This window comes from Eubacterium sp. LMAG:50, assembly GCF_008680265.1.
GTDB lineage: Bacteria > Bacillota > Clostridia > Lachnospirales > Lachnospiraceae > Eubacterium_U > Eubacterium_U album.
The window spans coordinates 398,053-418,710 of record NZ_NALP01000007.1 but is presented as its reverse complement, the minus strand read 5'-3'; the positions used below and the strand labels follow the sequence as shown (position 1 = coordinate 418,710).

Here is a 20,658-nt window from a genome sequence, read left to right as displayed (position 1 = left end):
AGGAGGTAGCTATGAAAGAGAAAACATTAAAAAACATAAGCAAGTTGCTTGTTGCAATTATGATAGCCACTATAGCCTTACCATCAGGTGCTTTTGCAGGTCATGGAAACTATAAACAGGATAAAGTCATGGCAGCAGAAGTAAGCATAGCTGATAGTGAACAGGAAACAACAAAAGAAAACACAGAGACAACAAAGCCGGCTGAAGAAACGAGCACGGATGAAAGTAGTACTAAGGAAACAGGAACTGATGAAACATCTACAACAGAAGAGTCATCAACAACTGAAACAACAACACAGGCACCGACAACAGAAGTGCCAACAACAGAAGCTCCTACAATTAACCCTGATTTCGTAATTGAAAACGGAGTCCTTACAGGATACAAAAAGGCAGCAACAGATACAACAAATAAAGAAATTGTAATTCCAGCAAGTGTTACAAAGATTAATGCAAATGTATTTTATCAGTATAAATATATTGAAAAGGTAACATTTGAACAGGGCTCATTACTTCAGGAAATTGGAGAAAATGCTTTTAAAGAATGTACAGCATTAAAGACAATTGAATTACCTGAAGGATTGCAGATTATTGGAATTGAAGCATACAGAGGATGTAGTGCCGTTACGGAAATTAAATTACCGACAACAATAAAGTATATTTATAAGAGAGCTTTTTATGGAATTAAAAAAGTAAAAGAATTAACTTTGCCTGAGGGCTTGCAGAAAATAAATTATCATGCATTTTACAAAATGACAGGGCTTACAAGTCTTACAATTCCAAGCACGGTAACAAGTACATATGAAATAATCGGCAAAGGGGCAAATGTTACAACAGTTACATTTGCTAATGGAATGACAAAAGTTCCAAACAGAGTTTTACTTAATGCAAATTCAGTAAAAAAAGTTATATTACCGGAAACACTTACTTCAATAGGATATCAGGCATTTAGCGGATGTACTCAATTATCAACAATAAAGATGGTTCAAACAATTAAGAAAATTGGAGAAAGTGCATTTAAGAATTGTACATCACTAAAAAAGCTTACATTATATAAAACAGTTAAGACAATAGGTGCAAATGCTTTTGCAGGAGCAACAAATTTAACTCTTAAGGTATATTCAAATTCAGCAGGAAAAAAATATGCAAGAGTTAACAATATACCTTGGGAATATACAGATTCTGAAAAAGAAAGAATGGCTGAGGATTTAAGAGTATACGATATGCTTGTAAATAGTGGAATTCAGTCAGTAAAGGATAAATACATATTATTATCTCTTAAAAATTATGTACCACAGGGAACCTGTGTTATTGGAAAATACATTGTAGTTTCAATGTATCACAAGAATTTGACAGCAAAATCAATACTTTTGATATATAATAAACGGGGTAATTTCGTAAAGAAACTTAAATTGACAATAAAAGATCACGTAGGTTCAGTAACAAATGTAAAGAAAAATTTAGTAGTAGGTATAAATAACCTTCCGGGTGCAGTAGATAAAGTAGGTATAATTACATATAAAAAACTTTTGAAAGCTAAAAATGGAAAGACAATAAAATTTAGCTATAGAGTAACTCTTAGAGGATGCGCAGACTTTGCAGCATTTGACGGAACTCATTTCTGGGCAGGAAGAAGTGCAAACAGTAATTCGTGCCTTATGTATGGATATAGAGTTAAGCGAAATAAAAAGACAAAACGATTAACATTTACAAATCAATATAACCTTTATGTTCCTGCAAATACACAGGGATTGGTTGTAAATAAGATTTCTGCTACAGAAAGAAAGTTTACATTGTCCCAGTCATACGGAAGAATAGCAGATTCATATTTAATGGTTTATGAACCGGTAAATATTGTGACAGCATCCGCACTTGATACACCTGTAAAAACAGTTGTGCTTCCATCAATGATGGAAGGAATTTGTGTAAGCGGAAAGAAGACATATATGGTATTCGAATCTGCAGCAGGTAAATATTGTTCAAATCAGGACAATACGTCAGAAATTCAGATTGATAAAGTAAAAGTAATTAAGACATGGAAATTGCTTGCACTTAACTAATTAAAAAATATCTATGACAGATGCATTGAAAAATGTAGAATAACAAAAATTACCACAGATTAATTCTTAATTGTGAGGGTTTGTAATATTAACTAAATAACGCTCGCGCTGAATTCAAAAAAATTATCTCAGATAAAAAGCTTTGGCTGGTAAAACTGGAAAATTTCCCAGATATACATATTCACAATATGCTGATTTTAATGCACTACTTTCTAAACAAATTTTGTTACGAAAGTGGTGCATTTTTATGTGTGTAACAAAAGTGGTAACTATTACTAATTCTTTAAGTCAATGCTATTTATATCATTATATTTCCCATTAATTTGACATAAAAAAATTATAATATATAATAAGATTAGTTTATTGTCGGGAATTTAATCTTATATGGATAAACTATAAAAATAAATGCTTCAGTTTTGGAGGTTATATGAATAAGTACGTGAAAAATTTTGCAAGATACAGATATTTATTAATCGAACTTGTAAAAAAAGGAATTAAGTTAAAGTATAGAAGATCATATCTGGGACTTATATGGACAATGCTTGAACCGTTACTTACAATGATTGTTCTTACAATCGTATTTGGACAGTTGCTTGGTAAAGGTGACAGATTATATCCTGTTTACATTTTGTGTGGACGACTTATATATAGTTGCTTCTCAAGCTCAACAAAGATTGCGATGAGGTCTATCAGGGCAAATCAGGCAATGATAAAGAAAGTTTATGTACCTAAGTATTTGTATCCGCTTTCAAGTTGCATTTATAACTATATTTTATTCTTACTGTCATTAATAGTTCTTGCAGTAGTTTCAGTAGTTTTAGGTGTTCCACTTACATGGCATGTAATTGAAGCGGTTATTCCTTTGACAATTTTGTTTATTTTGTCAATTGGTGCAGGAATGGTATTGTCAACGGTATGTGTATTCTTTAGAGATATGGAATATTTGTGGGATGTTGTGTTGATGCTTGTTATGTACTGCTCAGCAATTTTCTACAAAATCACAAGTATGGGACAGGGATTAATTCTTATCAAATTAAATCCGCTTTACGGAATTATCAGTAACTTCAGAGCTGTATTGTTAGAAGGTCATTCTATGTTTAACAGTTATAGTTACGGAGTGTCAAATTTAAAATTATTTGCATACTCAGGAACCTGTAGTGTTGTATTACTGATATTTGGAATATATGTATTTAAGAAAAATCAGGATAAGTTTATTCTTCATATTTAGGAGGAGTTATGGCAAAGAATGATGTAGCTCTTAGAGTTAATGATGTTAGTATTTGTTTTAATTTAAGCAAAGAAAAAGTTGATAATTTTAAAGAATTATTTATAAAGAAATTAAAAGGCGAAAAGCTTCGTTTTAATGAATTTTGGGCGTTAAAAGATGTTTCGTTTGAATTGAAAAAAGGCGAACGTCTCGGAATACTTGGACTTAATGGAGCAGGAAAAAGTACGCTTCTTAAAGTAATTGCAGGTGTTTATAAGCCGACAAAAGGTTCAGTGCAAAGATATGGACATATGGCACCTATGATTGAACTTGGTGCAGGATTTGATCCTAACTATACAGGTAGGGAAAATATATTCTTATATGGCTCGGTTCTTGGATTTTCAAAAGAATTTTTAATGTCAAAATATGATGAAATTCTTGAATTTTCTGAGTTAGGAGAATTTATAGACGTTCCAATTAAAAACTATTCTTCAGGTATGAAGGCAAGACTTGGATTTTCAATTGCTACAGTTGTAGAACCGGAAATTCTTATTTTAGATGAGGTATTATCAGTTGGTGATGCTAAATTTAGAAAAAAATGCGAAAAGAAAATGAAAAAAATGTTTGATCATGGGGTTACAGTTTTATTTGTATCACATAGTTTGGCTCAGGTTAAGAGATTGTGTAACAAGGCAATCATTTTGGAACATGGTCAGTTAATTGCCAAAGGTGATATAGATGATGTTGTAGAAATTTATGAAAAGAAGATAGACGATTAAAAAGCCTTGGATAGGAGTGCAGTTATGAATTATAAGACAAAAGGAACGTGTTCAAGAGAAATTAGTTTTGATGTTGTTGATAATAAAGTTACTAATGTAAGATTTCTTGGAGGATGCAGTGGAAATACACAGGGAGTTGCTGCATTAGTCGAAGGAATGGATGTGAACGAAGCAATTAAAAGAATGGATGGAATTGATTGTGCAGGAAGAGGAACTTCATGTCCGGACCAGCTTGCAAAGGCATTAAAATTGTACTTAGAAGAAAATAAATAAAGGAACAGGTGTAACGTGTTAGGAATAATTGGAGCGATGGACAGCGAAGTCCAGGAATTAAAAAATGAAATGCCGAATGCGAAAATTACATCAGTTGCAGGAATGGATTTTTATGAAGGACATATTCATGACAAAGATGTAGTTGTTGTAAAGTGTGGTATAGGAAAAGTAAATGCAGCTATATGTACACAGATTCTTGCGGACAGATATAAAGTAGATTCTGTTATTAATACAGGAGTTGCAGGCTCATTAAATAGTGATATTGATATTTGCGATATTGTTATATCAAAGGATGCCATTGAGCATGATATGGATGTGACGGCGTTAGGCTATGAACGTGGAGTGATTCCTGATATGGATAACTCTGTATTTCATAGTGACAGCAGATTAATTGATGTAGCAGTCAAAAGTATAGAAGAGGCAAATCTTTCTGTTAAGGTATTTACAGGAAGAGTTGTTTCAGGCGACCAGTTTATTGCCGGTAAGGAAAAGAAAGATGATTTGGTAAATACATTTGCCGGAGATTGTGCAGAAATGGAAGGTGCTTCTATAGCACATGCAGCATATGTTAACAATATTCCATGTCTTATAATCAGAGCGATTTCTGATAAGGCAGATGGAAGTGCAGAAATGGATTACCCTACATTTGAAAAGAAAGCAGCGGCTAATTCAATTAAAATATTAAAACAGTTAATTAAGAATTTGTAGAAATTTGACGAACGATTTATAGTGTTAAAAGACCTCTTGTATGATAAAATTTTATTGTATAAAGGAAACAAAAAACAAAGTTTAAGCATTAATGTTTCCGACTATCGGCCACCAACAAAAGGCTGGTCAATACATATCGTACGAGGAGGTTTTTTATGTTTGACAAATGTATGTCATGTTTTAATGTTAATATGGAAAAAATCACATCAATAATTGAAAATAAAGCGTACTTCCTATGTTTATTAGGAAGTATTTTTTTAGTAGGAATTGTAAGTAAATGTCTGGTAATGTGGATTTTTGGTAAAATGATTAAAAAGGCAGAAAATATGGATAGCCCAAAAAGTAATATTCTTCGCCAGATAAAATTGAAATTTGAAAGTATTAAAACCATAAACGGCACGGTGGCTAATCCCATGCTTTTAGTAAGTAGGTACATAAATAAGTGTAAAATAGGCATATTTTATCTTGATTCCATAAATAAAATTATTAGCTGGTGTGGATTTTTGTGTGTGGCAATAGGCGGATTATGTGGATATATACTGTATAATCAGGGATACGGAAAGACAACGGCGATGTCGTATATTCTTGTAGGATTTTATTTTGCACTTGCATTATTTGTAGTTGAAAATACAATTCATACAAATGACAGAAAAACAGAACTGATATATGTTATTACGGATTTCTTTGAAAATAGTGTTAATTTGCGAGAGCAGATTAGTAGGCGGGAAAATGATTACAACATAGAAATAGGTAGCAGCAAAAATGAGCAGGAATCGGAACAGAATGTTAATGTAAATGAAATAAATAATACAAATAAAAAAATAGAAAATGAAAAACAGGGTAGAATAAATATTACAAAAGAACAGGAGAGAATAATCAACGAAGTTTTAGGAGAATATTTGCAGTAAAGATTTAAATGGTTTTGCAAAAATAAATTAAGATTTAATCATATAAGTTTTGTAGAAATGTTTACAGGTTCAATTGTATAATTTATATAGAAATATTCGCAGGTTGAAACAAATATGTTTTAAGGAAATATTTGCAGATTAAGCAAAATAGTTTCGGGGATATATTCTCGGGTTGACTCCAATAAAATTGTTTCAATAAATATGCTAAAAACATTGACATATGACGACAAAATATTTATTGTATATATGTTAGAGAGAATTTGAAGGAAATTTTACCGGTCGGCATGAATATTATATTATGTCGATAAATAAACGCTTTACCGGACACTGTGGATTTAGTGGAGAGATACCATGACAGTTTGCAAGGTGTACGGGATAGCAGGATTTGAAATGACGGAGGAAAAAGATATGGCTAAGGTAACATTTGATTACTCAAAGGCATCAAAATTCATCTCAGATGATGAAGTAGTAGCAATGAAGAAAATCGCAGAAGATGCAAAAGAAGTTTTGGTTAACAAATCAGGAGCAGGAAATGATTTCTTGGGATGGATTGATTTACCTGTAGATTATGACAAGGATGAATTTGCAAGAATTAAAGCAGCAGCTAAGAAGATTCAGAGTGATTCAGAAGTTTTAGTTGTTATTGGTATTGGTGGCTCATATTTAGGAGCAAGAGCAGCAATTGACTTCTTAAGACATGGTTTCTATAACAATGTATCAAAAGAAATCAGAAAAACACCTGAAATTTACTATGCAGGAAATAGCATTAGCCCTGCATACTTAAAGGGATTATTAGATGTTGTTGGAGACAGAGATTTCTCAGTTAACATTATTTCTAAGTCTGGTACAACAACAGAACCTGCTATCGCATTTAGAATTTTCAAGGAAAAACTTGAAAAGAAATATGGCAAAGAAGAAGCAGCAAAGAGAATTTACGCTACAACAGATAAGGCAAAGGGAGCTCTTAAGAATCTTGCAACAGAAGAAGGATATGAAAGCTTCGTAGTACCTGATGATGTAGGTGGACGTTTCTCAGTTCTTACAGCAGTAGGTTTGCTTCCAATCGCAGTAAGTGGTGCTGATATAGATAAATTAATGGAAGGTGCTGCAAGCGGAAGAGAAAAAGCTTTAAACAATACATTTGAAGATAACGATGCAGTAAAATACGCAGCAATCAGAAATATTTTATTAAGAAAAGGAAAATCAATTGAAATTACAGCTAACTATGAACCAAGTTTACATTACTTTGGTGAATGGTGGAAACAGCTTTATGGTGAAAGCGAAGGAAAAGACCAGAAAGGTATTTTCCCTGCAGCAGTTGATTTGACAACAGATTTACATTCAATGGGTCAGTTCATTCAGGACGGATCAAGACTTATGTTTGAAACAGTTGTAAATATTGAAAAGACAGATGCTGATATCGTAATTCAGGAAGAAGCAGATGATCTTGACGGATTAAATTACTTAGCTGGAAAAGATATGGATTTTGTTAACAAGAGTGCAATGAATGGAACAATTCTTGCTCATACAGATGGTAATGTTCCTAACCTTATGGTTAATGTACCTGAACAGAACGAATTCTATCTTGGAGAATTATTCTACATGTATGAATTTGCATGTGGTGTAAGTGGATATATTCTTGGAGTAAATCCATTTAATCAGCCGGGTGTAGAAAGCTACAAGAAGAATATGTTTGCATTACTTGGAAAACCGGGTTATGAAGACATGACAGCAGAATTACAGAAAAGACTTTAATTATAAGATAACACGGAGCGATTCGTGTTATATCCAGTAAATTTAAATAGTATATAAATATCCCCTCTGTATCGGTTGTCCGGTAAAGAGGGGATATGTTTTCTATAAGGCTTTTTTGTCAAGAATGATTTTGACCCCAACATATTAATCTTCTTCGATAATATAAAAATCTAAATAATCAAAATCAATATGTTCAATAAAACTGTCCTGATAAAATCTGGTTCGTGAAATGCGTTTGAATTCATCAATGTTATTATCAAGCCAGATTGGATTGCTTAAATCAAATTCCCCGCAAATATCTTCAAGTGCTTTGAAAACTTTGTGAGTTCTCGTCATCTCAGGGTTATCTATTTCGATTGTGGTATTTTTTATCATTTTATTATTTTTAAAGGTTCTTCCCCATATTCTAAACATATAAACTATCTCCTGTTTCATATTTTACTAATGTAAAGATGCCGGATAATTGTGAGAGTGCGTAGCACTGAACAATCTGTAGGCATCATAGTCGTGGCGGTTAACCCTGACATCATTTAATTAAGGGTAATTTTATATGAAATAATAAAACATGTAAAGAGTATATTAGTAATCTGTTATGGCTTATAAAGTAGTATAGTGGAAATAAAAATTACAATATGGTATACTAAATAATTAAAGTGCGTTAGAAACGTTGTAAGCTTTTTATATTTTAAAGATATACAAATATAAGGCAGAGATGAAGAATAAAGCAAATTAGAGGTGCTTATATGTTAAATGATAAAAAAGTAGCATTAAATGGGAAAATTACAAAGTATTTAAGGTGGCCTATAAATCTTAGTATACTTTGGATAGTAGTAACGGCTATAATATTTTTTATTGACAAAAGAGCCGGGGTGGTTATGGCGTTTGCAACAATTGTGTTTATTGTAATAGCGATTGTTATGATGCTTAGATTTTATCCTAATATTAAAAGATATCTTGTGGATTTTGGTGCAGAGTATAGTCAGATACAAAGACAGATGATGCATGAATTTGAAATCCCTTATGCGTTACTTGATTGTAATGGAAAAATGCTGTGGCATAATAGCGAAATGGAAAAGGCATGCGAAACTAAACTTTTAAATATGAGAGGAATTGAGTCTATATTTAAAGAGTTTACAAAGGATAAATTTGAATTTAAAGAAGAAAAGAAAGAGTTCAAAGTTGAGTATAATGAAAAAATATATAGAGCTGTGCTAAAGAAGTTTAAAATGAAAGATGCAGTTGATGAAGTGCCTATTGCAGTACTTGATTCAGATGATGACGATGCGGATATGTTTGCACTTTATTTATTTGATGATACAAGAATTCAGCAATTATCTAAGGAAAATAAAAATGATAAGATGATACCGGGACTTATCTACATAGATAATTATGAAGAGGTTCTTCAAAGTATTGAAGATGCCAGAAGAACACTGTTAGTTGCATTGATTGATCGACAGATACAGCGATATTTTGCAGAAATGGACGGTCTGGTAAGAAAACTTGAAAAAGATAAATATTTTGTAGTTGTTAAGGCTAAAAATATAGCAATTATGCAGAGTAAAAAATTCTCACTTCTTGATGATGTAAAGAATGTTAAGATAGGTAATGAGCGAACAGCTACAATCAGTATTGGATTCGGAATGGGTTCAGATTCGTATGTTCAGAATTACACGTCAGCCACAGCAGCTATCGATATGGCACTTGGCAGAGGTGGTGACCAGGCAGTATTAAAAGATGGCGCAAAGATATATTATTATGGCGGTAAGAGCAAGTCTGTCGAAAAGAATACCAGAGTAAAAGCCAGAGTAAAAGCTCATGCATTAAGAGAATTAATTGAAACAAGAGATAAAGTATTCATTATGGGACATCATTTGGGTGATAATGATTCTTACGGCGCAGCAATTGGTTTGTATAGAGCCATAACTACAATGGGTAAAAAAGCTTATGTGGTAACGGGAACTATGAGTTCTTCAGTAAAACCTTTGATTGATAAGTTTACGACAGATAATGGCTATGAAGAAGATATGTTTATTGCAGGAACATTGGCTACAACTATTTTAGAAAAAAATGATATGCTCATTGTAGTTGACTGTAATAGAGCAGGATATACTGAATATCCTGAATTAGTGAGAAGAGCACAAACACTTGTAGTAATAGATCATCATAGACAAAGTGCAGATGCAATAGAAAATGCACATTTATCATACATTGAACCATATTCATCATCAGCATGTGAAATGGTTACTGAAATTATGCAGTATATGGTTGATTCAGTTAAAATGAAACCGTATGAGGCAGATGCATTGTATAGCGGAATTATGATGGATACAAATAATTTTTCTAACAGAACAGGTGTAAGAACATTTGAGGCAGCAGCTTATTTGCGAAAAAATGGAGCTGATATTGTCAGAGTTAGAAAAATGTTTAGAGATGATATTGGAGATTATAAGGCAAAAGCTAAGGCTATTCAAAATACAGAGATATTTATGGATAAATACGCTATAGCCATTTGCCCGTCTGAAGGAACAAGTATGCCGACAGTTGTTGGAGCACAGGCAGCGAATGAATTGCTTAATATTAAAGGCATAAAGGCAGCGTTTGTATGTACGTTTTATAATGAAAAAGTATATTTAAGCGCAAGGTCAATAGATGAAGTTAACGTTCAGTTAATTGCAGAAAGATTAGGCGGTGGAGGTCATATGAATCTTGCCGGAGCACAGATTGAAGATTGTACATGTGAACAGGCAAAGACCTTGATAAAAGAGATTATTCAGGATATGACTGATGAAGGTGAAATATAGTTATTTACACAAGTGATATTTGACCTTAACATTAATATAGTTTGACGGATCGAATTTGAAAAAATGAAATTAATTGCTTAGATATAATAAGTTTATTGCTTTGAAAGGAGACATGAATATGGAAGTTATTTTATTAGAAGATGTTAAAGCGTTAGGAAAAAAAGGTGAAGTAGTAAAGGTAAGCGATGGATATGCTAAAAACTTTATTTTAAAGAAAAAACTTGGCGTAGAAGCAAATAGCGCAAATAAAAATGATTTAAAACTTCAAAAAGCTAATGAAGCAAAGGTTGCTCAGGAAAAATTGGATGCAGCAAAAGCTTTGGCAGAAGAATTAAAAGATAAAAAGGTAGTTATAAAGATTAAAGCCGGAAATGGAGACCGTGTATTTGGCTCAATTTCTGCAAAGGAAATAGCAGCAGAAACAAAGAAGCAGCTTGGTTTAGAAATTGATAAAAAGAAGATTGTTATGGAAGAAGGAATTAAAAATCTTGGAGTCCATACAGTAAAAGTTAAATTGCACAAGGATGTAATGGCAACTTTAGACATAAAGGTTGAAGCTTTATAGGAGATAATTATTAATGGAAGATCCAATAGTAAAAAAAATACTACCTCATAGTTATGAAGCAGAACAGGCAGTAATAGGTTCGATGATTATGGATCCGGATGCTGTTCCGATAGCTATGGAGTTGATAAATAAAGATGATTTTTTTAACAGACAATATGGATTGCTCTTTGGGGCAATGACAGAATTGTATCGTGAAGGAAAAAATGGAGATTTGGTTACCATAAAGGCTAAATTGGAAGAGATGGATGTTTCTAGTGAAGTAATCAGCCTTGATTTTATCAGGGAAATATTAGAAATGGTACCGACTTCAGCAAATATAAAGCAGTATGCGACTATTGTATATGAAAAAGCAATGTTGCGTAAATTAATAAAAGTAAATGATAATATTTCAGCTAAATGTTATGCAGGAACGGATAAGCTTGAAGATATAATGGAGAGTACTGAAAAAGAAGTTTTTGAAGTGCTTAGATCACGTTCAAGTGGCGACTTTGTCCCAATTAATAAAGTAGTTGCTAATGTATTTGATAAATTAGAACAGGCATCGCTTACAAAGGGAACTGTTACAGGTTTAGCAACCGGATATATATATCTAGATAATCAGTTATCCGGATTGCAGCCATCAGACTTTATTTTGATTGCGGCAAGACCTTCAGTTGGTAAAACAGCATTTGCACTTAACGTAACAGAGCATATAGCTATACGTAAGCCGAATGCAGTCGCTATATTTAGTTTGGAAATGTCAAAGGAACAGTTGGTTAACCGTCTTATATCACAGCATTCAATGGTAAGTTCTCAGAAAATGAGAGCAGGAGAACTTAATGAATCTGAATGGGAAAAAATTGTAGAAACAGCGGATATTATAGGAAATTCAAATATTGTAATTGACGATACGCCAAGTATTACGATTGGTGACCTTCGTTCCAAATGCAGAAAGTTTAAATTAGAAAAAGATATACAGCTTGTGGTTATTGACTACCTACAGCTTATGAGAGGAAATGGTAATTATCCAAGCCGTGAACAGGAAATTGCGGATATTTCAAGATCATTAAAGGGAATTGCCAGAGAGTTGAATATTCCGGTAGTTGCACTTTCACAGCTTAACCGAAGCGTAGAATCGAGACCTGACCATCGACCTATCATGGCCGATTTGCGAGAATCAGGTTCTATCGAGCAGGATGCCGACGTTGTAATGCTTTTATCAAGAAAATACAACAAAGAGGACGAAACAGAAGACAGAAATACTATTATTGTTGATGTTGCTAAGCAAAGAAACGGTCCTGTAGGAGCTATAGAATTATTATGGTTACCTGAATATACAAAATTCGAGACAAAAGCAAGAGAGTAGATTTGCTTGTTTGTCCGCATTTTAAAACAAATGTGAGAGAATAATTAATATATTGTTAATCAAACAACTGGTGAAAAATATAGGCTCAAAATAAATGTGAGAGAATAATTATGCTAAGCCATATGCGAATTTGAACGAAAAAAATGAGATGTTTACACTCATTTGACGGCATTCGTCATTTGCTTAAAAAATAATTGAATATGGGACTGTCAATTCGTTGAATTGAGTAATAGTCAGAATTATACTAATGTTAACAATAATTTGGAAATTATTGTTAACATTATTTTTTTGGAGGGGAAAATGGGAACGCGACGATATATTATTTCAGATGCATCTAAAATGCTAAAGGTAGAATCTCATGTGTTAAGATATTGGGAAGAAGAACTTGAGATAAAGATTCCCAGAAATGAAATGGGACATCGATATTATACGGAAGAAAATATTGAATTACTTCGGAAAATAAGGGATTTAAAAGAACAGGGATATGGTCTAAGAACTATAAAAATGATGATTAATGGAGAAATTGACATTAATCGTTCAAATCCTAATACAGTCAACATTAGAAATCTTTTTGACAAACCAAAGAGTGAAAAAAATACATTTTATAAAGAAGATGAAGAAGGATGTAATAATGGTGTAAATAATAAAGAAATTATGGACACAAAAACAAAAGATAATAGTGGAAACATAGAAAAATATAGAGGATTAGAAAATAAAACATCTTTAACTGAAAGTGCTAGCTCAGAAAGTAAAATGCAGCAATTTCAGGAAATTATGGGAAATATAGTTTCGAGAGCCTTAGAGGAAAATACCGAAAGTATAGTTACCAGAGCGATAAATAAGTCGACTCAGAACATGTCAAAAGAAGTAAGCGATTGTGTAAGCGAAAAAGTTTTAAAAGGTGTAGATTATATAATTAGAATGCAGGATGAAAGAGAAGAAGAACGTTATCGAAAAATTGATGAAGTAATAAGAAAGAAACAAAGAAGAACCAGAAAAGAGCGAAAAATGGAAAGCCGCATTAATAAAGATGAAAAAGCTATGAACAAAAAAGCTGAAAGGGCTCGAAAAAAAGCCGAAAAAGAGCGAGTAAGGTCTGAAAAAAATAGGGAGAAGTCTAAAAAATTGGCGTTTAGCACATTGAGTAAATGAAATTATGTACATAATGTACAAATTGTGACTAAATTATTAAAAAATATTGACTAAATGACGAAAAGTATTATAATAATACTATCATAAAGAAAACGTTTTAAACATTTAATACATAAGGGTTTTCGATGTAGATGCAAGTAAATACAGAGGAGGAAACAGCAATGGAATACGCGATATACGCGACGGTGGGTTTGCTCTCTGGATTATGCTTTTACTATCTGGCGAGATACCAGATACAAGTAAGAAGTATATATGATACAGAAAATAAAGGACAACGAATAAACAACATAGGTTACAGAATAGCATGGATGGTGGTTCCGGCAGTATTGTTTGTAGGTATAGCCCTTAAAGAATTTGATTACTGGCAGACAGTGCGATATATGCTTATCATATTGATGGCAATAAATGTAGCAGGAATTGATATGTTGATAAGAAGAATACCTAACGCATTATTATTGGGAATGTTACTTTTACAGATATGTAATATGGTAATTACAAGTAACGGATTAGATTTGTTTATGGATACATTTTTTAATTCGTTTATAGGAATGATTGTTGCGTATGTTTTATTTGTTATTCCTGGATTATTTAAACTGAGGATTGGGGCTGGCGATGTGAAATATAGCGCCGTAATAGGTTTTATGTTGGGTCTTCAAGGTTATGTTGAAGCAATGGCAGTGATGGGTTTTACAATATTTATCTATTATCTGTTCTTAAAAATCACAAGAAGAGGCAACTTAAAAACAGCAGCTCCTATGGCACCGTTTTTATCGGGAGGGGTTTTGGTTTCATTATTTTTCCCGCTAATTTATTAAATTTATAATTAAGCACGACGGAGTAAAAGATAGTCGTATGCAAGAAGGAGGAAATATTATGAGAGATGTAAAGAATTTCTTAATGGATGAAGATGGACAGGGCATGGTTGAATATGGTCTTATCATCGGATTAGTAGCTTTAGCAGTAATCGGAGCATTAGCTGTATTAGGACCAAAGATTGCTGATATGTTCACAAATGCAAGCGATCAGCTTACAACAACAGCAAGACCATAAAAGTTACAAAAAGATTATATTCTAAAATAGAGGGGCATCAGCCCCTCTATTTTAGAATATGAGGAAATTATTTGAGAGGTAGCATCAATGAAGAAAAGAGAAAAAGGACAATCGGCTGTTGAATTTGCTTTGGTTTTGCCTATATTACTTTTAATTGTATGCGGGATATTGGACTTTGGGTGGCTATTTTACAATCAGTTATCAGTTGAAAATGCCTGTAGGGAAGGCGCACGAGTCGGATGCGTAAATGCACAAGATGCACAATTAGATCAAATTGTAACCGATAAGGTGGAAGCAATATTGCCGAAAAATCTCAATTCAGTAGTGGTTGATTCAAAACTTACAAATCCCACAAGTCCACTTGAGGGAGATTTGAAAGTAAATGTTAAGGCAGAAATGAATACACTAACACCGGTACTGGGAGTTATATATGGAAAGACTAAGGAACTATCTTATACAGTAACAATAAAAACGGAATCGTAAATTAATAAAAGACTAAAAATAAGAAACAGAGGGGTACAATTACCATGAAGAGAATTTATTTGATTGCACTTATAAGTGCATTGGTTGCAGGAATCGCAACATATATGTTTGCACAATCAGTTATAAGCAATAATGATCCAAATAAAGATAAGACAGAGATTGTGTATGCTATAGCAGATGTTCCAGCTGGAACACAGGTTACAGCTAATAATGTAAATAATTTTTTTAGTACTAGAATGATTGATAATGGTGCAATTGTAGATGGCGCAGTAAGAAGTCTTGATGAAGTTATAGGAAATACATCATCGGGTTATATTTATGCAGGTGAGCAGGTATCAATAAAACGATTTGGAACTGAACAGGAATCGAATGCCGGACTATCTTATAATCTTGCGGATGGAATGGTTGCATACAGTATGACAGCAGATGGTGTTACGGGTGTAGATGGATATATCCTCCCAGGAGATACAGTAAATGTTTTGGCAATGAAGACAGGCGATGGTAAGGCTACTGTAGATACAGTTTTGAGCGATGTTAAAGTATTGAAAATATCAACAAATGATGTAAATACAGATACAGCAAATGCAATAGTAACATATTCATCAATTACATTTGAACTGTCATATGATGATGCTAATATTTTATACGAAGTAGAAAATTCAGGAGAATATTCAGGTTATAAACTTATATTAAATAAGAGAACTGCGGAGGACGGAGAATAATATGGAAAGTATAAAAGTTGTTATTATTTCAGAAGATACATCAATTCGTGTTAATTTGAAAAAAAAGTTAGCGGATAGAGATATTCAAATTGTTGGTTATGCAGATTTTAAAGACGAGTCAAGATTGAAAGTAGATGGATTATTTCCGGATGTAGTTATTGTTGGTGTTAAAGTACCAATTGACCCGGAAGTATTTTCATTCGTTGAGAGTATGAAGTTCCAGAGTAAAGGATGTGCAGCAGTTGTAGCTACAGATGACGTAACCGTTGATTTAGTAAACTATGCAGCAAGATTTGGAATAAGACAGGTATTACCTTTGGATATGAAGGATAATGAATTTTATTCAAGAGTAGTACAGGTTAATGAATACGAAAAAGTAATTCAGGCACAGCTAAATATTCAGAAAAGAGTAAGATCAAAAGTAATTGCATTTTTCGGATGTAAAGGTGGTACAGGAAAGTCCGTAATGGCAACAAACCTTGCAGTTGCATTATCTAAGAGAGGAAGTAATGTTATTCTTTTAGATATGGACTTAAGATTTGGAGATCAGAATATTCTTTTAGATTTGGAACCAAAAGATACAATTGTGGAATTGGCACAGGATCCGGAAGGAATATCAATTGAAAGAGTTAATGCATTTAGTATAATGCATTCTTCAGGTGTAGTATTGCTTGCAGCACCAAAAAGTCCTGAATATGCCGAATATATTAAACCGGAACATGTTACAAAGGTTATACGTAGTGTAAGACCATATTATGAATATGTAATAGTTGATTTAGGAACGAATTTTAGTGATGAAACAATAGCTGCATTACAGGAATGTGATGAGATTATGATTGTGAACAATCCTGACATTTTATCACTTAAAGCAGCAAAAGCAGCTGTAAGTATATTAGAGCAATTAGGAATTAAAGAAAAAGCAAGGCTGGTAATGAATAAGAATGTTAATAGTTTAATCCGAATGAAGGATTTCGAATCAATGTTGGAGATACCATTTTACGCTTCAATATCATCGGATAAGATGTTTAACAGTAGTGTAAATAAAGGAGAACCGTTTGTATTAAGAACAAGTAGAACGGTGGCAGCAAAAGAATTCTCAAGTTTTATACAAAGGGTTATTGCGGATAAAGGTGAGTAAATAGTCGGAGGTTAATCGTATATGGGATTACTTGACATAATAGAAAAGAATAAGGAAGAAAATGGGGAAGAAACAACTACTCAACAACAGAAAAAGGTTGAAGAGGTAAAGGAAATAAAGGTTGAAGACCCATATGACGCTGTAAAGAAAAAAATTCACGGAAGAATTATTTTGACATTAAACAGAGCGGGAAAGGCTACTGTTGATAGGGATGAAATGGAAAAACTTCTTACGGAAGAAGTTGATAAGGATGAGTACAATATTCCGAGAGTTGAAAGAAAACCGATAGTAAAGACTTTATTAGATGATATATTAGGATATGGTCCAATTCAGGATTTAATTGATAGCGATAATTGTAGTGAAATAATGGTTAATGGACCAGATCATGTATATATTGAACAAAAAGGGAAATTGGTTCTTACAGATATAAAATTTAGAGATGAAGAACATCTTATGAATATTATTGACAGAATCGTTACTCAGGTTGGACGACATGTAGACGAGGCCAGCCCTATGGTTGATGCAAGACTTCCGGACGGTTCCCGTGTAAATGCTATTATTCCACCGATTTCACTTATTGGAGCAGTACTTACAATTCGTAAATTTAGCTCTACACCAGTAACAGCAGCACAGTTAGTTGAATGGGGATCATTAAACCCGGTAATGCTTTCATTTTTAGAAGCGTGTGTTAAAGGAAAATTAAATATAGTAGTATCTGGTGGTACCGGTTCAGGTAAAACAACATTGTTGAATGTATTATCATCGTATATTCCTGAAGACGAACGTATTGTAACAATCGAAGATGCAGCGGAAGTTCAGTTACATCAGGAACATGTTATTACACTTGAATGTAGACCGGCAAACCTTGAAGGAAAAGGAGCAATAACAATTAGAGCTCTTGTAAAGAATGCATTGAGAATGAGACCTGACCGTATTATTGTCGGGGAAGTTCGTTCTGAAGAAACATTGGACATGCTTCAGGCTATGAATACAGGTCATGACGGATCATTAACTACGACTCATGCAAACTCTCCGAGAGATGCTATGTCTCGTATTGAAACAATGGTTATGATGTCTGGTATGGAATTGCCGGTAAAGGCAATTAGAGATCAGGCTTCCTCAGCTATAGATTTAATAATACAGCAGAGCAGACTTAGAGATGGATCCAGAAAAGTAACATCTATTACTGAGGTTGTTGGTATGGAAGGTGATGTTGTAAGTTTGCAGGATATATTTGTATTTGAGACAGACGGAACAACAGATTCCAGAGGAAAGTTCAAAGGACAATTTAGAGCAACAGGTGTAGTTCCAAAATGTATTGAAAAGATTAGAGGAAATGGGGTTGTTGTAAAAAATGAATGGTTTGCTAATTAGTATGATTTTCTTAGTTGTGGTCATGATGGGAGTTACATTTGTGCTTGTTACAACTATAGTTGGTAAAATAACTGAAAACAGCAGAAATGTAAAACGAAGAGAAGATTACATCGTAGGAAAGAAAAAGGAAGAAAAAAAAGTTGCAAAAGTTGAGAAACAAAAAAATAACAAAAAGCAGTCTGTAAATAATAATGGAAGTGCATTTGCCAAAATTAATAAAATTTTAGCTGAAGAATTGGAAAAAAGTGATATTTCGAAAAAAACCGAAGATTTTATTATAATATGGATAGTAGTAACATTTGTTCCGGGATTATTGTTTATACTTATTTTTAAAAATCAGTTAATAGCACCGATGCTTATGATAATAGGAGCTATAGCACCAATCCTATATATGAAAAATAAACAAAAAAAGAGACGAGATATGTTTGAATCTCAATTGAGTGATGCTTTAATGATTGCAAGTAACTGCTTAAAATCCGGATTAACATTCAATCAGGCGATGGACACAATTTCAAATGAATGTGATGATCCTATAAAGTCAGAGTTTAAGAGAACTGTTAACGAAATAACTTTTGGTAGTTCGCAGGATGAAGCATTAGAGGCGATGGCTGAAAGAGTAAAGAGTGAAGATTTTAATCTCGTTGTTTCTGCGGTTAGTGTCCAGAGACAAACAGGTGGTAATTTGTCAGAGATACTTGATACGATAGCTGGAACAATTCGTGAACGATATAAGATTAAAGGCGAAATAAAAACAATGACAGGGCAAGGAAGAGTATCAGGAATGATAATTGGTATATTGCCTATTGCATTACTGCTAATAATGAGTTTAATAAATAAAGAATTGATAATGACTTTGTTTACTACAACGATAGGAAAAACTTTGATAATTATATCTGTTTGTTTAGAAACTGTAGGTGCAATTGTTATTAATAAAATTGTAACGATTAAGTTCTAAAGGAGAATAAGCATATGGAATTTATGGTATTAGCAATTAGTGCGTTAGTATTCTTTGTTGTTTCATCTATTGGATATAATAAAGGAAAAGAAGATGATGCAAAAGAAAGAAAAATAGAGTACATAAGTGGTAAAAAGAAAGTACAGAATGAAAAAGAAGGAGAGAAGTCTTCAAAAAGATTTCTCTCATCTCAAATACAGGCACTTAACAATATGGCAAATAGAAGTGCAGCAAATGTTAAGAAAAATGCTAAGTACAAACTTGTTGAAAAACAATTAAGATTAGCAGGACTTTCTATAAGCCCTGAAAATTTTTTGTTTTACAAAAAAGCGATTATGGTTTTAATAATAGTTGTGAGTGCATTTATAGCTATAATTACAAAGACGATATTTCTTATATTAATTGGATTATTAATAGCTTTGTTAATTCCAAATTTATATTTGAATAGTAAAGTGAAAAGTCACCAACAGGGGATAAGAGATCAGTTGCCAGATGCTATGGATCTTTTAGGAGTTTGTATTGAATCAGGATTAAGCTTTGATGCATCTTTATTGAAGGTGTCAGAAAGAATGGAAGGCCCATTTATTGAGGAATTGTTGAAATTATACAGGCAGATTCAGATGGGTGTTCCTAGAGGAGACGCATTAAAAAATATGGCAAATTCATCAGAAATACCAGAATTAAAGACATTTATCGCTGCTTTGGCACAGGCAACCCAGTTAGGTATTCCAATGAATAATATTATGAAGGTACAATCTGAAACATTAAGAGAAACAAGAATGCAGATGGCAAGAGAAAAAGGGCAGAAAGCACCAGTTAAGATGCTTTTACCTATGGTAGGTCTTATTTTCCCAGTACTATTTATTGTAATTTTAGGACCTGTTGTAATTAATATTATGAGTATGGGAGTTTTTTAAAGAAAAAGTAAAAATAATTTGAATTAATAATGCAAATTTATAAAAAAAGTGATAGAATCGAGGTATGGATATGGTTATAACGTGTGATAGTCAGATTATATGCACGAAAGCTGAATATGCAAATACATTTTTTAAGAGATTTAAAGGACTTATGGGTCGTAAATCTTTAGCGGAAGGAGCAGGACTTTTAATAGAACCGTGTAATCAGATACATACATTCGGTATGAAGTTTGCTATAGACACATTGACATTGGATAAAGATAATGTGATTTTGTATATAGACCATGAAATTCAACCGGGAAAAATAAGAAAAATGGTTTCGAAGGGCAGAAGGGTGTTAGAATTGCCAAGCGGAACTGCAAATAAATATATGTTACAGGTTGGACAAGTTATTTCAGTGGAGTAGGAAACATTGAAATTGGACTCCAGCATTTATACATTTCAATTGAAATGTAAAAAATCTAGGAAA

Annotated in this window: 21 protein-coding genes; 20 read left to right on the top strand and 1 reads right to left on the bottom strand. The window is 33.0% G+C overall.

What is annotated here, in order from left to right; translation table 11 throughout:
• Nucleotides 1-11: 11 nt before the first annotated feature.
• The 7 genes from CCC31_RS07120 (at nucleotide 12) to CCC31_RS07090 (ending at nucleotide 7,687) form a co-directional block, all read left to right on the top strand.
• Complete coding sequence (locus tag CCC31_RS07120) at nucleotides 12-2,057, top strand: leucine-rich repeat domain-containing protein (RefSeq protein ID WP_290850594.1); 2,046 nt, start codon at nucleotides 12-14, stop codon at nucleotides 2,055-2,057.
• Nucleotides 2,058-2,484: 427 nt separating this feature from the next.
• Nucleotides 2,485-3,285, top strand: a complete 801-nt coding sequence (locus CCC31_RS07115; RefSeq protein WP_290850592.1) for an ABC transporter permease — start codon at nucleotides 2,485-2,487, stop codon at nucleotides 3,283-3,285.
• Between the two features lie 8 nt (nucleotides 3,286-3,293).
• Nucleotides 3,294-4,043 (top strand): ABC transporter ATP-binding protein, encoded by a 750-nt coding sequence (locus CCC31_RS07110; RefSeq protein ID WP_290850590.1) that lies wholly within the window; start codon nucleotides 3,294-3,296, stop codon nucleotides 4,041-4,043.
• Nucleotides 4,044-4,067: 24 nt separating this feature from the next.
• Nucleotides 4,068-4,316, top strand: a complete 249-nt coding sequence (locus CCC31_RS07105; protein WP_022088735.1) for a TIGR03905 family TSCPD domain-containing protein — start codon at nucleotides 4,068-4,070, stop codon at nucleotides 4,314-4,316.
• Between the two features lie 15 nt (nucleotides 4,317-4,331).
• Nucleotides 4,332-5,024 (top strand): 5'-methylthioadenosine/adenosylhomocysteine nucleosidase, encoded by a 693-nt coding sequence (locus CCC31_RS07100; protein ID WP_290850588.1) that lies wholly within the window; start codon nucleotides 4,332-4,334, stop codon nucleotides 5,022-5,024.
• Between the two features lie 155 nt (nucleotides 5,025-5,179).
• Nucleotides 5,180-5,932 carry a hypothetical protein gene (locus tag CCC31_RS07095; RefSeq protein WP_022088733.1) on the top strand — a complete coding sequence of 251 codons (753 nt, stop codon included), beginning with the start codon at nucleotides 5,180-5,182 and terminating at the stop codon, nucleotides 5,930-5,932.
• A gap of 408 nt (nucleotides 5,933-6,340) precedes the next feature.
• Entirely contained in the window at nucleotides 6,341-7,687 is a 1,347-nt protein-coding gene (locus tag CCC31_RS07090; protein WP_117910551.1) for a glucose-6-phosphate isomerase, read from the top strand.
• 144 nt (nucleotides 7,688-7,831) lie between these two features.
• On the opposite strand, the gene CCC31_RS07085 is transcribed toward CCC31_RS07090, so the two are convergent.
• A complete protein-coding gene (locus CCC31_RS07085; protein WP_290850585.1) occupies nucleotides 7,832-8,101 on the bottom strand; it encodes a hypothetical protein in 270 nt (89 codons plus the stop codon).
• Between the two features lie 329 nt (nucleotides 8,102-8,430).
• On the opposite strand from CCC31_RS07085, the gene CCC31_RS07080 reads away from it, so the two are divergent.
• From CCC31_RS07080 to CCC31_RS07020, 13 genes are all read left to right on the top strand, one after another.
• Nucleotides 8,431-10,488: a DHH family phosphoesterase gene (locus tag CCC31_RS07080; protein WP_290850583.1), complete on the top strand. Its 2,058-nt coding sequence runs from the start codon at nucleotides 8,431-8,433 to the stop codon at nucleotides 10,486-10,488.
• 118 nt (nucleotides 10,489-10,606) lie between these two features.
• Nucleotides 10,607-11,053 carry a 50S ribosomal protein L9 gene (rplI, locus tag CCC31_RS07075; protein ID WP_022088729.1) on the top strand — a complete coding sequence of 149 codons (447 nt, stop codon included), beginning with the start codon at nucleotides 10,607-10,609 and terminating at the stop codon, nucleotides 11,051-11,053.
• A 13-nt stretch (nucleotides 11,054-11,066) separates the two neighbouring features.
• Nucleotides 11,067-12,398 (top strand): replicative DNA helicase, encoded by a 1,332-nt coding sequence (dnaB, locus tag CCC31_RS07070; RefSeq protein WP_022088728.1) that lies wholly within the window; start codon nucleotides 11,067-11,069, stop codon nucleotides 12,396-12,398.
• Between the two features lie 300 nt (nucleotides 12,399-12,698).
• Nucleotides 12,699-13,550 (top strand): helix-turn-helix domain-containing protein, encoded by an 852-nt coding sequence (locus CCC31_RS07065; RefSeq protein WP_290850581.1) that lies wholly within the window; start codon nucleotides 12,699-12,701, stop codon nucleotides 13,548-13,550.
• 161 nt (nucleotides 13,551-13,711) lie between these two features.
• Complete coding sequence (locus CCC31_RS07060) at nucleotides 13,712-14,365, top strand: prepilin peptidase (protein WP_290850579.1); 654 nt, start codon at nucleotides 13,712-13,714, stop codon at nucleotides 14,363-14,365.
• A 58-nt stretch (nucleotides 14,366-14,423) separates the two neighbouring features.
• Entirely contained in the window at nucleotides 14,424-14,600 is a 177-nt protein-coding gene (locus tag CCC31_RS07055) for a Flp family type IVb pilin (RefSeq protein WP_022088725.1), read from the top strand.
• Between the two features lie 87 nt (nucleotides 14,601-14,687).
• Nucleotides 14,688-15,083, top strand: a complete 396-nt coding sequence (locus CCC31_RS07050; RefSeq protein ID WP_022088724.1) for a TadE/TadG family type IV pilus assembly protein — start codon at nucleotides 14,688-14,690, stop codon at nucleotides 15,081-15,083.
• Nucleotides 15,084-15,127: 44 nt separating this feature from the next.
• On the top strand, nucleotides 15,128-15,805 hold the full coding sequence (gene cpaB / locus CCC31_RS07045) for a Flp pilus assembly protein CpaB (protein WP_022088723.1): 678 nt from the start codon (nucleotides 15,128-15,130) through the stop codon (nucleotides 15,803-15,805).
• A 1-nt stretch (nucleotide 15,806) separates the two neighbouring features.
• Nucleotides 15,807-16,943, top strand: coding sequence for a P-loop NTPase (locus tag CCC31_RS07040; RefSeq protein ID WP_022088722.1), 1,137 nt, complete (start codon nucleotides 15,807-15,809; stop codon nucleotides 16,941-16,943).
• Between the two features lie 21 nt (nucleotides 16,944-16,964).
• Nucleotides 16,965-18,317 carry a CpaF family protein gene (locus CCC31_RS07035; RefSeq protein WP_290850573.1) on the top strand — a complete coding sequence of 451 codons (1,353 nt, stop codon included), beginning with the start codon at nucleotides 16,965-16,967 and terminating at the stop codon, nucleotides 18,315-18,317.
• Nucleotides 18,298-19,272: a type II secretion system F family protein gene (locus tag CCC31_RS07030; RefSeq protein WP_022088720.1), complete on the top strand. Its 975-nt coding sequence runs from the start codon at nucleotides 18,298-18,300 to the stop codon at nucleotides 19,270-19,272. The genes CCC31_RS07035 and CCC31_RS07030 overlap by 20 nt, the downstream gene beginning before the upstream one ends.
• Before the next feature lie 14 nt (nucleotides 19,273-19,286).
• Nucleotides 19,287-20,189 (top strand): type II secretion system F family protein, encoded by a 903-nt coding sequence (locus tag CCC31_RS07025; protein ID WP_290850571.1) that lies wholly within the window; start codon nucleotides 19,287-19,289, stop codon nucleotides 20,187-20,189.
• A gap of 70 nt (nucleotides 20,190-20,259) precedes the next feature.
• Nucleotides 20,260-20,595: a DUF192 domain-containing protein gene (locus tag CCC31_RS07020; protein WP_022088718.1), complete on the top strand. Its 336-nt coding sequence runs from the start codon at nucleotides 20,260-20,262 to the stop codon at nucleotides 20,593-20,595.
• Nucleotides 20,596-20,658 lie beyond the last annotated feature (63 nt).